The sequence below is a fragment of the Agromyces sp. CCNWLW203 genome (assembly GCF_036576125.1).
In the GTDB taxonomy this organism is placed as follows: domain Bacteria; phylum Actinomycetota; class Actinomycetes; order Actinomycetales; family Microbacteriaceae; genus Agromyces.
In genome coordinates this window covers 90,560-104,731 of sequence record NZ_JAZHYX010000003.1, presented here as the reverse complement: position 1 = coordinate 104,731, position 14,172 = coordinate 90,560, and the positions used below count along the sequence as shown (strand labels likewise).

Below are 14,172 nucleotides of genomic sequence, written 5' to 3'. Positions count from 1 at the left end.
CGTTTCAGCCGAAGGCGTTCTGCAGGTCGATGAGCACTCGCGGGATCGCGTTCATCTGCGCCTGCGCGAGCAGCACGACGACGGCGTAGCAGACGACCGTGATGAGGGGCACCCATGACAGCCAGCCGCCCGCGAGGCGACGAACGCGTGCCGATGCCGGAATATGCCCCTCGCGGAGGTTGTAGAGCGTCAGCGCCCAGAACACCGGGATCGTGACCGCCCACGTGAGCATGCACCACGGGCACAGCACGTCGAGCACGTAGATGCTCTGGTAGATGAGCCATCCGACGAACGCGAGCGCGCCGGCCACGCCGACGTTGAAGGCCAGCCAGAACCAGCGCGCGAATGTCGCCCCGGCGAGGATCGCCACGGCGATCGTGATGACCACGGGCCACGCCATGAGGCCGAGGAACGGGTTCGGGAAGCCGAAGACCCCGCCCTGCCACGAGGCCAGGTTGGTGCTGCACCCGACGAGCACCCCCACATTGCAGGAGGGGACGTGCGACGCGTCGCTGAGCGAGAGCACCTTCTCGATCGAGAGCTCGAACGCCGCGAGGAGGCCGAGCGCCCCGGCGATCAGCAGGAAGACGGCGAGGCCGACGGGGCGGGAACGGGCGGGGGAGTCCGGCATGCTCGGATTATGGCATGCCGATTCCGCCCTCAGCTGCGAGAGCATGCGATAATCGGATGAGTCGTCCGGGCCGCGCCCGGCACGACGCCAATGAGGGCTTTGAGGATGCAGCGCATCCAGTGGGCGGTGAACGCACCGCAAGACGTGGCGACACAGGCAACCTGCCGGTCGCAGTAATGAAGGATTCAGCGGCTCGGCGCACGCGCGGAGCCGCTCCAGACGAGTACGGGACGACGGCGCGGCCGTCGGAACCGGCGTAGGAGTGCACCAGAGATGGTGGAAGGCAACGAGAAGAACACGAACGAACCCGAGGCCGGCAACGGCACGACCAAGCGGCGCGGAGGTCTCTTCGGCGCACGGCGTGCGAGTCGCGCCAAGGCGGTCGAGACGCGGGTGACGCCCGAGGTCGAGACGCCGGCGGTGCCGGCGGTCGAGATCGCAGCTCCGGATGCCGCGGCGCCGGTCGCCCCAGCGTCGGTCGCCCCTGTGGCCACCGACGTCGCGAACGTCGACGCAGGCGCACCGACCGCCCCGGCGACGTCCGAGGCCGAGCAGCCGGCAGAGGTGGGTGCCGAGGCATCCGCTCCGACCGCCGAGGTCGAGGTCTCGCCGATCCCCGCGACCCTCACGACGACGTCGCTGATCTTCCATGCGCCGCCCGTGCTCGTGGGCTTCGATCGCGACGAACGCGATGAGCGCGACGCGCGCGGCGGTCGTGACGACCGCGGCGCGGAGCGTGGCGGCCGTGACTCCGCCCGCGACGACCGTGCGGGCCGAGAGCGCGACGACGACGAGTCGTCGACCGTTCGCCGGCGCACACGCCGTCGCAGCGGCGAAGAGGGCCGTGCCAACGCCGACGAGCCCGCTAACACGGTCGTCAAGGTTCGCCGGCCCCGCGAGGTCGAGCTCATCACCGAGCCGCAGAAGGTCAAGGGCTCGACCCGTCTCGAGGCGAAGAAGCAGCGTCGCCGCGACGGGCGCGATGCCGGGCGTCGCCGCGCGGTGATCACCGAGGCCGAGTTCCTCGCCCGCCGCGAGTCGGTCGACCGATCGATGGTCGTGCGAGAGAAGGGCGGCCGCATCCAGATCGGCGTGCTCGAAGACGGCGTGCTCGTCGAGCACTACGTCGCGCGCAACCAGGACGCGTCGCTCATCGGCAACGTCTACCTCGGCCGCGTGCAGAACGTGCTGCCGAGCATGGAGGCCGCGTTCGTCGACATCGGTCGCGGCCGCAACGCCGTGCTGTACTCGGGCGAGGTCGACTGGGAGGCTGCCGCCGAGAACGGCGAGAAGAACCAGCCCCGCCGCATCGAGCTCGCGCTGAAGCCGGGCGACCGCGTGCTCGTGCAGGTCACGAAGGACCCGGTCGGCCACAAGGGCGCCCGCCTCACGAGCCAGGTCTCGCTGCCCGGCCGCTACCTCGTGTACGTGCCGAACGGCTCGATGAACGGCATCAGCCGGAAGCTCCCCGACACCGAACGCGCGCGGCTGAAGAAGATCCTCAAAGAGGTGCTGCCCGACAACCAGGGCGTCATCGTGCGCACCGCCGCCGAAGGCGCGACCGAAGAGCAGCTCACGCTCGACGTGAACCGCCTCATCGCCCAGTGGGCCGACATCTCGACCCAGCTCGAGAAGGTGCAGGCGCCCGCGCTCCTGCACTCCGAGCCCGATCTGCTCATCAAGATCGTCCGCGACGTCTTCAATGAGGATTTCCAGAAGATGGTCATCGAGGGCGACGAGGCGCGCCAGACGATCGAGCGGTACCTCCGCGCGGTCGCACCCGACCTGCTCGAGCGGGTCGAGGCGTACGCCGGTGAGCGCGACTCCTTCGACGAGTTCCGTATCAGCGAGCAGATCGAGAAGGCGCTCGACCGCAAGGTCTGGCTGCCCTCGGGCGGCTCGCTCGTCATCGACCGCACCGAGGCGATGACCGTCGTCGACGTCAACACGGGCAAGTTCGTCGGCTCCGGCGGCAACCTCGAGGAGACCGTCACGAAGAACAACCTCGAAGCGGCCGAAGAGATCGTGCGGCAGCTCCGCCTCCGCGACATCGGCGGCATCATCGTCGTGGACTTCATCGACATGGTGCTCGAGTCCAACCGCGACCTCGTGCTGCGCCGACTCGTCGAGTGCCTCTCGCGTGACCGCACGAAGCACCAGGTCGCCGAGGTCACCTCGCTCGGCCTCGTGCAGATGACGCGAAAGAAGCTCGGCCTCGGCCTGCTCGAGTCGTTCAGCGAGCCCTGCGAGATCTGCGCGGGCCGCGGCATCATCGTGCACCACGAGCCCGTGGTGAAGCACCGCAGCGCTCAGCAGTCGCAGCCCGAGCGTCGTGGTCGTGGCCGCGGCGGCAACGGCCAGCAGCAGCCCGCGCAGGCCCCCGCCGAGCCCAAGGCCCACACCGGCACCCACGCGATCACCGACGACGTGAAGAACGCGCTCGCGCAGATCGCGGCGTCGACGATCCCGCACACCGAGCACAAGGCCGAAGAGCCTGCAGCGGATGTCGCGGGGGAGCAGCGGCCCGCTGCTGCGACCGCCGACGCCGGCCGCGCGCCGAAGCCCGAGACCGACGAGAAGCCCGCCGAGACGACGGGCGGCGGTCGTCGCCGCGGTCGTCACCGTCGGGTGTCGCAGGACCAGGGCGGCGCGGCTGTCGCGCCCGAGACCCTCTCGGAGCCCGCAGCGGCACCGGAGACGACGCAGGTCGAGACGCCCGAGCCCGCTGCCACGGTTGTTCCCGAGGTCACGCAGATCCTCGACCTGCCCGTGCCGCCCGTGGCGCGCAAGCGCCCCGCCAGGGTCGCCGAGACCGAGGTGCTCCTCGACTCGGTGCTCGACGCGCTGCCTGCGCCGAAGAAGGCCGGCGAAGGGCGCGGGCGCAGTCGTCGCGTCTCGACCGCCGCGCTCGACACCACGGCGGGCGGCCAGCCCGTGATCACCCGGGCCGACGGCTCCGGCGACTCCGCGGCATCCGATTCAGCCGAGTGATTCGCGGGCTGCGCGTTCACGCCGTTCACGCGGCGTGACGCGCAGTCCGCTCCTCCGCAGGCGCTCGACGAGCTCCCGCGGCGAGACCGGCAGGGCGCCCGCGGCGACGAGATCGTCGTAGCGCTCGACGGGTACGTCGTAGTGGTCGAGATCGAACGATCTCGGCGGCAGTCCGGTTCTCTCGGCGAACTCTCGGAGTTCATCGATGGACTCGTCACTGACGAGGTGGGCCCAGACCGTGCCGTGCTTGGGCCAGAGCGGCGTGTCGATGAGCACGGTCATGGGCCGATCCTACGTGTGGCGCGCGCGACTCGCCGGTGGGAGTGGTTTGACCGGCCCCGCGACATCCGGTAAACTCGACCGTTGGTGCCGCCGCTTATCACGGTGCGCCCATCCGCAGGTCTCCAGTGCTCGGTCCGCCGAGTTCCAGAATCACCCGCACATCAGTTTTCTGCCAGTCACCACCCTTCTTCCCGCTGGGGCGACCGCGCAGTGACACCCCATCAGACAGTCGGGGCCCCCGGGCTCCCCAGAGATAGGTACGAGTAGTGGTTTACGCAGTAGTGCGCGCCGGCGGTCGGCAGGAGAAGGTCGAAGTCGGCACCATCGTGACGATGGACCGCATCAAGGCAGACAAGGACGGCAACGTCAAGCTCGCCGCGGTGCTCCTCGTCGACGGCGACAAGATCACCTCCGACGCCAAGGCGCTCGAGAAGGTCACGGTCACGGCCGAGGTCCTCAACGACCTCCGCGGTCCGAAGATCGTGATCCAGAAGTTCAAGAACAAGACCGGCTACAAGAAGCGCCAGGGGCACCGTCAGGACCTCACGCGCGTCAAGGTCACCGGAATCAAGTAGAGCCTGAGGAGAGCAGCTAATGGCACACAAAAAGGGAGCGAGCTCTACTCGCAACGGTCGTGACTCCAACGCGCAGCGCCTCGGCGTGAAGCGCTTCGGTGGCCAGGTCGTCGGCGCAGGCGAGATCATCGTCCGCCAGCGCGGCACGCACTTCCACCCGGGCGCGGGCGTCGGTCGCGGTGGCGACGACACCCTGTTCGCGCTCGAGGCCGGTGCAGTGCAGTTCGGCAACAAGGGTGGCCGCAAGGTCATCAACATCGTGGCGGTCGGCGAATAGTCGACCGACGTTCATCGTGAGGGCGGGCTTCGGCCCGCCCTCACGTGTTTTACTGGGTTTGGAGAGTGCAGCATGGTCAGCTTCGTCGACGAGGTGACGCTGTTCCTGCGTGCCGGTCACGGCGGGAACGGCTGCGTCTCCGTCCGCCGTGAGAAGTTCAAGCCGCTCGCCGGCCCCGACGGCGGCAACGGCGGCAACGGCGGCGACATCGTGCTCGTCGCCGACCCGCAGGTGACCACGCTCCTCGGCTACCACGGGCGTCCGCACCGCTCCTCCGCGAACGGCCAGCCCGGCATGGGCGACCACCGTGCGGGCGCCGTCGGCGAGACCCTCGAACTCCCCGTGCCCGTCGGCACGGTCGTCAAGAACACCGACGGCGTCGAACTCGCCGACCTCACCGAGCCCGGCACGCGCTTCGTCGCGGCGGCCGGCGGTCTCGGAGGTCTCGGCAACGCCGCCCTCTCGACCACGAAGCGCAAGGCCCCCGGCTTCGCCCTCCTCGGCACCCTCGGCGACGAGGTCGAGATCACGCTCGAGCTCAAGTCCATCGCCGACGTCGCGCTCGTCGGCTACCCGTCGGCCGGCAAGTCGAGCCTCATCGCCGCCATGTCGGCTGCTCGACCCAAGATCGCCGACTACCCGTTCACGACGCTGCATCCGAACCTCGGCGTCGTGCAGGCCGGCGACCACCGCTTCACGGTGGCCGATGTTCCGGGCCTCATCGAGGGCGCCAGCGAGGGCAAGGGCCTCGGGCTCGAGTTCCTCCGGCACGTCGAGCGATGCTCCGCCCTGCTGCACGTGCTCGACTGCGCGACGCTCGAACCCGGGCGCGACCCGATCTCCGACCTCGAGATCATCCTCGCCGAACTCGCGGCCTATCCCGTGCCCGAAGGGCAGCTGCCGCTCCTCGAGCGCCCCCAGATCATCGCGCTCAACAAGATCGACGTGCCCGAGGCCCGCGAGCTCGCCGAGTTCGTTCGCCCCGACCTCGAGGCGCGCGGCTACCGGGTGTTCGAGATCTCGACCGTCAGCCACGAGGGCCTGCGTCAGCTCGGCTTCGCCCTCGGCGAGCTCGTCGACACGGCTCGGGCAGAGGCCGAAGCCGCGATTCCGCCGGCGCCCGAGCGCATCGTGCTGCGGCCCAAGGCCTCGAACGACCCCGGCTTCACCGTGCGTGCCGAGGGCGGAAGCTACGGCACCATGTACCGGGTGCTCGGCCAGAAGCCCGAGCGCTGGGTGCAGCAGACCGACTTCACGAACGACGAGGCCGTCGGCTTCCTCGCCGACCGCCTCGCCAAGCTCGGCGTCGAAGACGCACTCGTGCGTGCCGGCGCCGACGCCGGTTCGACCGTCGTGATCGGCAAGGGGTCCGGCGTCGTCTTCGACTGGGAGCCTACGCTCACCTCGACCGCCGAGCTCATCACGGCACCGCGCGGTACCGACGTGCGTCTCGACGAGAACCGTCGTGCCACCCGTGCCCAGCGACGCAGCGAGTACTACGAGCGCATGGACGCCAAGGCGGAGGCCCGGGCCGAGCTCGAGCGCGAGCGCACGGCCGGCATGTGGAACGAGCTCGACGAGCAGACGGATGCCGAGGCCACTGCTGAGGCTGCTGCCGGTGCCGACGCGGCCACCGGTGCGGGTATCGAAGCCGGGAAGGACTCGAGCGACGAGGGTCGGGAATGACCCCCGCCACTCGCGCCGAGATCCCCACCGCCTCCCGCATCGTCGTCAAGGTCGGCTCCTCGTCGATCAGCGGTGAGAACTCCGAGCAGATCGGCCCGCTCGTCGACGCGCTGGCCGCTGCGCACGCGCGGGGCGCCGAGATCGTGCTCGTCTCCTCCGGCGCGATCGCGACGGCCATCCCGTTCCTCAGCCTCGACGGGCGACCCACCGACCTCGCCACCCAGCAGGCGGCAGCGGCCGTCGGCCAGAACGTGCTCATGTGGCGGTACCAGACGAGCCTCGACCGCTATGGCGTGCTCGCGGGGCAGGTGCTCCTCACCGCGGGCGACCTCGAGAACTCGACCCCTCGATCGAACGCGCAGCGCGCGATGGATCGGCTGCTCTCCCTCCGCATCCTGCCGATCGTCAACGAGAACGACACGGTGGCGACGCACGAGATCCGCTTCGGCGACAACGACCGGCTCGCGGCGCTCGTCGCCGAGCTCATCGGTGCCGACCTGCTCGTGCTGCTCTCCGACGTCGACGCGCTGTACACGAAGCCCCCGCACCTCGAGGGGGCGAGTCGCATCGAGCACGTGCCCTACGGCGACGAACTCGCCGGCGTCGAGATCGGTTCCGCCGGTCGTGCCGGAGTCGGCACCGGGGGAGCGGAGACCAAGGTCTCGGCTGCCCGCATCGCAGCCGAAGCCGGCACGGCGGTGCTCATCACGGCGACGCCGCTCATCGCCGAGGCGCTCGCAGGCAATGACATCGGCACCTGGTTCGACCCGGCGCCCTCACGTCACACGGCGGAGCGCGACACCCTGCTCGCCTAGGCTGGGGCCATGGAGCAGACCGACCTCGACCTCTCGGTGATCGACACCCGCCTCGCCGCGGCGAAGGACGCCTCGCGGCGCCTCGCCCGTGCCTCCACCGCTGAGAAGGACGCAGCGCTCGAGCAGGTCGCCGTGCTGCTCGCCGAGCGCTCGGCCGAGATCATCGAGGCCAACGGGCTCGACCTGGAGGCCGGTCGTGCCGGTGGTCTCGGCACCGGCCTGCTCGATCGTCTCACGCTCGACGAGCGGCGCGTCGCCGCGCTGTCCGACGCGGTGCGCGAGGTCATCGGCCTCACCGACCCGGTCGGCGACACAGTCAGCGGACGCTCGCTGCCAAACGGCGTGCGCATCGACCAGATCCGCGTGCCGCTCGGGGTCATCGGGGCGATCTACGAGGCGCGCCCGAACGTCACGATCGACATCGCCGTGCTGGCGCTCAAGAGCGGCAACGCGGTGGTGCTCCGCGGTGGCACGGCGGCCGAGCAGACGAACCGGGTGCTGGTCGGCGTGCTGCGTGACGCGCTCGAGGCGGTCGGCCTGCCTGCCGATGCCGTGCAGACCGTCGACGACTTCGGTCGTGCCGGTGCCCGTCACCTCATGCAGGCCCGCGACTACGTCGATGTGCTGATCCCTCGCGGAAGTGCCGGCCTCATCCGAGCGGTCGTCGACGAGGCGAAGGTGCCGGTGATCGAGACGGGTGCCGGAGTCGTGCACATGTTCCTCGACGAGAGCGCCCGCGAGGACTGGGCGGTCGACCTCGTGCACAATGCGAAGACCCAGCGGCCGAGCGTCTGCAACGCGCTCGAGACGCTGCTCGTGCACGTCGACGCCGCCGAACGTCTGCTGCCGCCGGTGCTCGCGCGCCTCGAGGCATCCGGAGTCACCGTGCACGGCGACGACCGCGTCCGCGCGATCCGGCCCGAAGTCGAACCCGTCACCGATGACGACTGGGCCACCGAGCACATGTCGCTCGACATCTCCGTCGGCGTCGTCGATTCGATCGACGACGCGATGCGGCACATCCGTCGCTACTCGACGAAGCACACCGAATCGATCGTGACGAACGATCTCGGCAATGCCGAGCGATTCCTCAACGAGGTCGACGCCGCCGCCGTCATGGTGAACGCGTCGACGAGGTTCACCGACGGCGCCGAGTTCGGATTCGGCGCGGAGGTCGGCATCTCCACGCAGAAGCTGCACGCCCGCGGGCCTATGGGCCTGCCCGAACTGACCAGCACGAAGTGGATCGTGCGCGGTGCCGGACATGTGCGCGGCTGACCTCGCTAGACTGTCTGGAGCACGACCCGCAGGATTCGAAAGGAACGGCGAATGAGCCTTGTCACCGCAGTGCACACCGCGACAGTGCAGACCGCGACGGTGTTGACCGAGACGGTGCACGCGAGGGAACTGCCGATGGAGGGCTGGGTCTACGGTCTCATCGCACTCGCGATCTTCGCCGCCCTCGGGTTCGTCGTCGCTTCCTACCGCGACGTGGCCAACCGCCACGCCGCCAAGGCCGCGGCCTACGCCGCACGCCACACCGGAGACGAGCACGGCGGCCACTGAGGCGGGCGAGCGCGCGATGAGCGTCGCGGAGCGCCGGCCTCGAATCGGAGTCATGGGCGGAACGTTCGACCCCATTCACCACGGCCACCTGGTCGCGGCGAGTGAGGTCGCGCAGTCGCTCGACCTCGACGAGGTCGTCTTCGTGCCGACCGGTCAGCCGACGTACAAGTCGAACGTCACGCAGGCCGAGCACCGCTACCTGATGACGGTGATCGCGACGGCGTCGAACCCGAGGTTCACCGTGAGCCGGGTCGACATCGATCGCGAGAAGCCGACCTTCACGATCGACACGCTTCGCGACATCCGCCGCGAACGCCCCGATGCCGACCTCTACTTCATCACCGGCGCCGACGCGATCGCGCAGATCCTCTCCTGGAAAGACGTGCAGGAACTCTGGGATCTCGCGCACTTCGTTGCTGTGAGTCGTCCGGGACATGTGCTTTCCGTTTCTGGATTGCCGGAGCAAGACGTAAGCTTGCTGGAAGTCCCGGCACTGGCGATCTCGTCGACAGATTGCCGGAGCAGGGTGCGCCGGGGTTCCCCGGTGTGGTACTTGGTGCCCGATGGGGTCGTCCAGTACATCTCCAAGCACCATCTCTACCGGAGTGTCGAATGACGTCGTCGCAGGATCCGCCGCTGACGCGCCGCGAAATGCGCGAACGCGAGCGACTGCTGGAGCAGCAGGAGCCTTCGGCGACCCCGGATGCCGCCGGCCAGACCCGACCCGTTCCCGATGCCGTTCCTCCGGCCCCGCAGCAGCAGCCGTTGCCGCCCGCGCCGGCGCAGTCGGTGCCCGCGCCCGCGCTGCCGGTCGCGGCGACGAGTCCCGCGTACGCGGCTCCCCGCCCGGCAGCCGCGTTCGGTGAATCCGTCACGCCGTTCCCCTCGGCTCCGCCCGCGGGCCTTCCGCAGCAGAGTCCCTTCGCGCCGCGCCCGGTGGTTCCCGCGCCGGCCCCCGCGCCGCACGCCCCCGCGCAGCCGTACGTCCCCGCGCAGCCGTCGGTCGAGGCGATGCCGCAACCGCGAGCCGCGGCCGAGCAGACGCAGCAGCACGGGTTGAACGAGCCCACGACGCCCGAGCGAACGCTCACGCGGCGCGAGCTTCGAGCGATGCTCGACGCCAACCAGCTCGACGAGTTCGACCTCGAAGACGACGAGATCGACGACCCCGCACCGCAGCAGCACGGGGGAGTCGCGTCGTTCCCGGCAGCGGCGAGCCCGATGCATCCGACTCGCCCCGACGAGGCGATCGCATCACCGTCGCCTGCCGTCGGGCACTGGACCTCGCAGCTGAACGCCCCGGTCGAGACGGCTGAGCCGTTCGACCAGATGCTCTCGCGCGGCGGTGTCAGTCATGGAGTGCCGACGACCACCAATGCGCTGATCCTGCCGAACCTGCCCGACCACGGTTCGCTCGGCGGAACCCCCCTCGCATCGAGCGGGGAGATCATCGCCACCGGATCGATCGATCTGCCGCGTTCCTACGGTGCGACAGGCGTGCATCCCAGCCGCATCGATTCCTCCGACGTCGACCGGCTCTTCGACCAGATCGAAGAGGTCGGCACCGGCGCAGCGCCCGTCGCAGCGACGCGCGCCATCAGCACCCAGGGCGCAGCCCGCGCCATGATCGCCCCGCCGAAGAAGGAGGGCATGAACGTTCCGCTCGTGCTCGCCGTGACCGCCGGAGTGCTCGCGCTCGGCGTCGTCGCGACCCTCGTGATCGGCGCTGTCGCGGGGCTGTTCTGATCCGAGAACTCCACTACGCACCGGAAGTGAGCGCATGACTGCATCCGAACAGGCCCTCGAGACGCTCGCGCTGGCAGCGCGAGCCGCCGACTCGAAGGGTGGCGACGACCTCGTCGCGCTCGACGTCTCGCGCCAGCTTCCGTTCGCCGACGTGTTCCTCATCGTCACCGGCAACTCGGAGCGCAACGTCGTCGCGATCGCCGACGAGATCGAAGACGTGCTTGGTCGCGCCGGCACGTCGACGAGGCGCCGCGAAGGCCAACAGGTCGGTCGATGGATCCTGCTTGACTTCGGCGACCTCGTCGTGCACGTCTTCCACCAGGAGGAGCGGCTGTACTACGGTCTCGAGCGGCTCTGGGCCGACTGCCCGGCGCTTCCCGTCGCGCCGTTGCTCGCCGCGAGCAGCTGACCGGAACAGGCTCCACCGGTCGAGGGTCCCTCGATTTCGTCTGCGGGCGGAGGCTGGTGTAAGCTCAATTCGTTGCCTCGAACGAGGCAGAACGGGTCTGTGGCGCAGCTGGTAGCGCACCTGCATGGCATGCAGGGGGTCAGGGGTTCGAGTCCCCTCAGATCCACCAAGAACCCCTGTGAATCGAATGATTCACAGGGGTTTTCGCGTTGAGACGACAAGCAATTCGGCCTGATGCTGAATCCCGGTTCGTCGACGAGCTGGGGACTAGAGTGCGGCGAGCAGGGCCTCGGCTGCCGCGCGTGAGCGTTCCATGCGAGAGGGATCGTCGTCGAAGTCGCCGAGGAAGACCGAGCCGAGCGCGCAGGTGAGCACGCCATAGGCGGCGGTCAGGCAGGCGTCGGGTGAAGCGTCTCTGTGGGACTGAGCAACCAAGCCAGCGAGTTGAAGGCGCGTGGCCGTGTACGCGACGGTCAGCACGTTCGCGATCTCGGGAGTGGTGCGCGAGAGTTGGACGAAACCGAGCACGACCGCGTTCTCCCGGTCGGGGGAATTGAACTCCGGGCCGAACAGGTAGTCGAGCGCGCTCGTCATATCGCTGGTGTTCGGGGGCAGTATTGAGCAGATCTCGCCGCTGTGATCGGCGAAGAGGGCCGTCGCCGTGTCGAGCAGGAGTCGGTCCCGGTTGCCGACGAAGTGTCGGACGTGGCCTCGTGACATCCCTGCGGTGTCGGCGATGCGATCGAGCGTTGTGCCATGAATGCCGTACTCGGCGATGGTCGTCATCGTGGCGTCCAAGATCTGTTCTCGGCGTTCGGCGGCGACGGAGGGGCGTCCCATCGACATCTCCCTTCTCGTCAGGTTGCGGCTACTCGACGTGTCGCTGCCTGAGTGTAACGGCTCGGTAAATTCTAGTCTAGTCGGACTTGACTATTTACTTTTCCGTCCGTAGCGTGACCGTCACCCGCATCAACAAGTGACGCGGAGTCTCGAAGGAGCGACATGCCCGACATCCTGCGTATCCCCCCGGCACCCGAGAGCCCGCTCTCGTTCCCGGCACGGATTCGTATGCGCGACGGGGTGTTGCTCGCTGGCGATGTCTACCTTCCAGCATCACCCGGCGACTCCGACGCAACACCAGGTGACACGATCCTCATTCGTCTGCCGTACGACAAGTCGGGCGTCTACTGCTTCATCCCGGTCATTGCCGAGTACTTCACTCAGCACGGCTACCGCGTGGTTGCGCAGGACGTTCGCGGCAAGTTCCGTTCCGAAGGTGATGCGCTCCTGTTCGTGAACGAGGTGAACGACGGCTACGACACGATCGAGTGGATCACCCGGCAGTCCTGGTCGAACGGACGTGTCGCCATGTGGGGTGACAGCTACTACGGCTACACCCAGTGGGCCGCCGCTGCGAGCGGTCATCCAGCACTGAAGGCGATCTCACCGAGAGTCACCGGGACGAAGCTCGGGGAACCGGTGCGCACCGATCCGATGCGACGCACGCGCGATGTCGAGTGGGGCGTGACCTACATGTATCCGCTGACTCAATTCTTCGAGAACGATGCCGTGTACTGGGAGCCCGATTGGTCGCGACGGGATTTTGCCGCACAGGCCGAGGAATTCATGGCGCAGGTCGGGCAGCGCGGGCTTTCCTACGACCAGTGGTACCCGAATCCGGTGTTGCTTCCGCGGTTCCCGAATGGCGACCCGTTCGCCGGACGATCTGTACCGGCGTTGCACACCATCGGTTGGTGGGACAACTGCGCACCGCTCTCCTGGGCAGACGTGGAGCAGATCAAGCGACACCCGAACTGGGACGCGCTCCACTATCTGCGCATCGAATCGATCGATCACGAGAGCTACCAGCTGCTCGATGCCGATGAGGATCGGGTGCAGAACCGCAGCGCGGAACAGATCCGCGACCTTCTCCCTCGAACGCTCGACTCGACGCTCGCGTTCTTCGACGTCTTCGTTCGCGGTAACGGGTCGCCGGCCGATCTCGCGCGCGTCACGTGGAATCTCGCCGGCACCGAGGAGATGCGCGCGTCGGCGACCTGGCCGCCCGCCGGCGTGCGCCGGGTTACTCGATACGCCACCGCTGCATGCACTCTCGAAGACCAGCCCACTGCCGAGGCGACACTCGAATGGGTGCACAACCCCGCCGATCTCGTGCCCTCGAGCGCGCCGGATGCCTTCTCCTTCCTCCTCTACCGCCCCGACGAAGCTCTCATCGGCGATCGCGCCGATGTGCTCCGTTTCGAATCAGCGGCGCTGACGGCCGACGTCGACTTCGCCGGCCCTGTTTCCGTCCGGCTGCGAGTCGTCTCCGACGGACCCGTCATGGACTGCTTCGTGCGGCTGCTCGACGTCGCTCCAGATGGAACGGCGCTGCGGATCGCACGCGGACAACAGCAATTGCTCCGCGCGACGGAAGCCGAGACCATCGAAATCGACCTCGGCCATATCGGATATCGCCTTCGTGCCGGGCATCGTCTCCGCGTACACATCTCGAGCAGCGATTACCCGGAGTTCCTCCCGCAGCCGGGCACGGGTGCCGACCCGTGGACGTGGGGGCCGACCCGAAGCAACACGCAATCCCTCCTCGTCGGCGGCGCCGACGGGTTCGCATTGACCCTCACCATTCTCGAAGGAGACCTGCCCTGATGGAACCCACACTCGAGTACGTCTTCGAGATTCGCGCCACGATCGATCCCGACTTCCACATCGGACGTGGCCCCGAGGAGAAGCTCTCGTTCACTCCCGTTTCGGGTGGCAGCGTCTCCGGTCCGCGGTTCAACGGCGAAGTACTGTCGGGAGGCGGCGACTGGGCGACCGAGCGCTTCGGCACGGCCCAGCTGGAAGCCCGATACATGATCCGGGCTGACGATGGAACCGTGGTCGACGTTCTGAACCGCGGTTACTTCCGGGCGACCCCTGAAGTACTCGAACGCATGGACCGCGGCGAAGACGTACCTGAGGACGAACCGGGTCTGTACTTCCGCACCGCACCCGTCTTTCAGACCGACGCCCCGCAGCATCGCTGGCTGGCTGAGCATCAGTTCGTCGGTCTCGCACGTGATGAAGACGGCCAGGTCTGCATCCGTGTCTACCTGCTCGCCTGAGGCGCGAGCTCGACACCTTCGGGCAACACAGCTCGACACGTCTCCACGAACACACTGAACACCGATCCC

At 68.4% G+C, this 14,172-nt stretch carries 15 protein-coding genes and 1 tRNA gene; 13 read left to right on the top strand and 3 right to left on the bottom strand.

Annotation, left to right across the window (positions count from 1 at the left end; translation table 11 throughout):
- Positions 1-4 precede the first annotated feature (4 nt).
- On the bottom strand, positions 5-631 hold the full coding sequence (locus VPH61_RS08660; RefSeq protein ID WP_332063107.1) for a vitamin K epoxide reductase family protein: 627 nt from the start codon (positions 629-631) through the stop codon (positions 5-7).
- 273 nt (positions 632-904) lie between these two features.
- Between VPH61_RS08660 and VPH61_RS08655 the strand changes: the two genes are divergently transcribed.
- Positions 905-3,622, top strand: a complete 2,718-nt coding sequence (locus tag VPH61_RS08655) for an Rne/Rng family ribonuclease (RefSeq protein ID WP_332063106.1) — start codon at positions 905-907, stop codon at positions 3,620-3,622.
- On the opposite strand, the gene VPH61_RS08650 is transcribed toward VPH61_RS08655, so the two are convergent.
- Positions 3,611-3,904 carry a DUF4031 domain-containing protein gene (locus VPH61_RS08650; protein ID WP_332063105.1) on the bottom strand — a complete coding sequence of 98 codons (294 nt, stop codon included), beginning with the start codon at positions 3,902-3,904 and terminating at the stop codon, positions 3,611-3,613. The genes VPH61_RS08655 and VPH61_RS08650 overlap by 12 nt on opposite strands.
- 266 nt (positions 3,905-4,170) lie before the next feature.
- Between VPH61_RS08650 and rplU the strand changes: the two genes are divergently transcribed.
- The 10 genes from rplU to VPH61_RS08600 all read left to right on the top strand — a co-directional run bounded on the left by rplU (position 4,171) and on the right by VPH61_RS08600 (position 11,147).
- The gene (rplU, locus tag VPH61_RS08645) at positions 4,171-4,479 is read left to right on the top strand and encodes a 50S ribosomal protein L21 (RefSeq protein ID WP_074258992.1); all 309 of its coding nucleotides are present in this window, start codon (positions 4,171-4,173) and stop codon (positions 4,477-4,479) included.
- A 19-nt stretch (positions 4,480-4,498) separates the two neighbouring features.
- Positions 4,499-4,756, top strand: coding sequence for a 50S ribosomal protein L27 (rpmA, locus tag VPH61_RS08640; RefSeq protein WP_332063104.1), 258 nt, complete (start codon positions 4,499-4,501; stop codon positions 4,754-4,756).
- Positions 4,757-4,828: 72 nt separating this feature from the next.
- The gene (obgE, locus tag VPH61_RS08635; RefSeq protein ID WP_332063103.1) at positions 4,829-6,442 is read left to right on the top strand and encodes a GTPase ObgE; all 1,614 of its coding nucleotides are present in this window, start codon (positions 4,829-4,831) and stop codon (positions 6,440-6,442) included.
- Positions 6,439-7,257: a glutamate 5-kinase gene (gene proB, locus VPH61_RS08630; protein ID WP_332063102.1), complete on the top strand. Its 819-nt coding sequence runs from the start codon at positions 6,439-6,441 to the stop codon at positions 7,255-7,257. Before obgE ends, proB begins: the two co-directional genes overlap by 4 nt.
- A gap of 9 nt (positions 7,258-7,266) precedes the next feature.
- Positions 7,267-8,535 (top strand): glutamate-5-semialdehyde dehydrogenase, encoded by a 1,269-nt coding sequence (locus VPH61_RS08625; RefSeq protein WP_332063101.1) that lies wholly within the window; start codon positions 7,267-7,269, stop codon positions 8,533-8,535.
- Between the two features lie 51 nt (positions 8,536-8,586).
- A complete protein-coding gene (locus tag VPH61_RS08620) occupies positions 8,587-8,823 on the top strand; it encodes a hypothetical protein (RefSeq protein ID WP_332063100.1) in 237 nt (78 codons plus the stop codon).
- A gap of 16 nt (positions 8,824-8,839) precedes the next feature.
- A complete protein-coding gene (nadD, locus tag VPH61_RS08615) occupies positions 8,840-9,439 on the top strand; it encodes a nicotinate-nucleotide adenylyltransferase (protein WP_332063099.1) in 600 nt (199 codons plus the stop codon).
- Complete coding sequence (locus tag VPH61_RS08610; RefSeq protein WP_332063098.1) at positions 9,436-10,569, top strand: hypothetical protein; 1,134 nt, start codon at positions 9,436-9,438, stop codon at positions 10,567-10,569. Before nadD ends, VPH61_RS08610 begins: the two co-directional genes overlap by 4 nt.
- 34 nt (positions 10,570-10,603) lie before the next feature.
- Positions 10,604-10,978 (top strand): ribosome silencing factor, encoded by a 375-nt coding sequence (rsfS, locus tag VPH61_RS08605; protein WP_332063097.1) that lies wholly within the window; start codon positions 10,604-10,606, stop codon positions 10,976-10,978.
- 93 nt (positions 10,979-11,071) lie between these two features.
- Positions 11,072-11,147: transfer RNA gene (locus VPH61_RS08600), tRNA-Ala, on the top strand.
- 98 nt (positions 11,148-11,245) lie between these two features.
- Here the strand turns inward: VPH61_RS08600 and VPH61_RS08595 are convergent.
- Positions 11,246-11,818, bottom strand: a complete 573-nt coding sequence (locus VPH61_RS08595; RefSeq protein WP_332063403.1) for a TetR/AcrR family transcriptional regulator — start codon at positions 11,816-11,818, stop codon at positions 11,246-11,248.
- 162 nt (positions 11,819-11,980) lie between these two features.
- On the opposite strand from VPH61_RS08595, the gene VPH61_RS08590 reads away from it, so the two are divergent.
- Positions 11,981-13,645 (top strand): CocE/NonD family hydrolase, encoded by a 1,665-nt coding sequence (locus VPH61_RS08590; protein ID WP_332063096.1) that lies wholly within the window; start codon positions 11,981-11,983, stop codon positions 13,643-13,645.
- Positions 13,645-14,103: a DUF3237 domain-containing protein gene (locus VPH61_RS08585; protein WP_332063095.1), complete on the top strand. Its 459-nt coding sequence runs from the start codon at positions 13,645-13,647 to the stop codon at positions 14,101-14,103. Before VPH61_RS08590 ends, VPH61_RS08585 begins: the two co-directional genes overlap by 1 nt.
- The last annotated feature ends 69 nt before the right edge of the window (positions 14,104-14,172 follow it).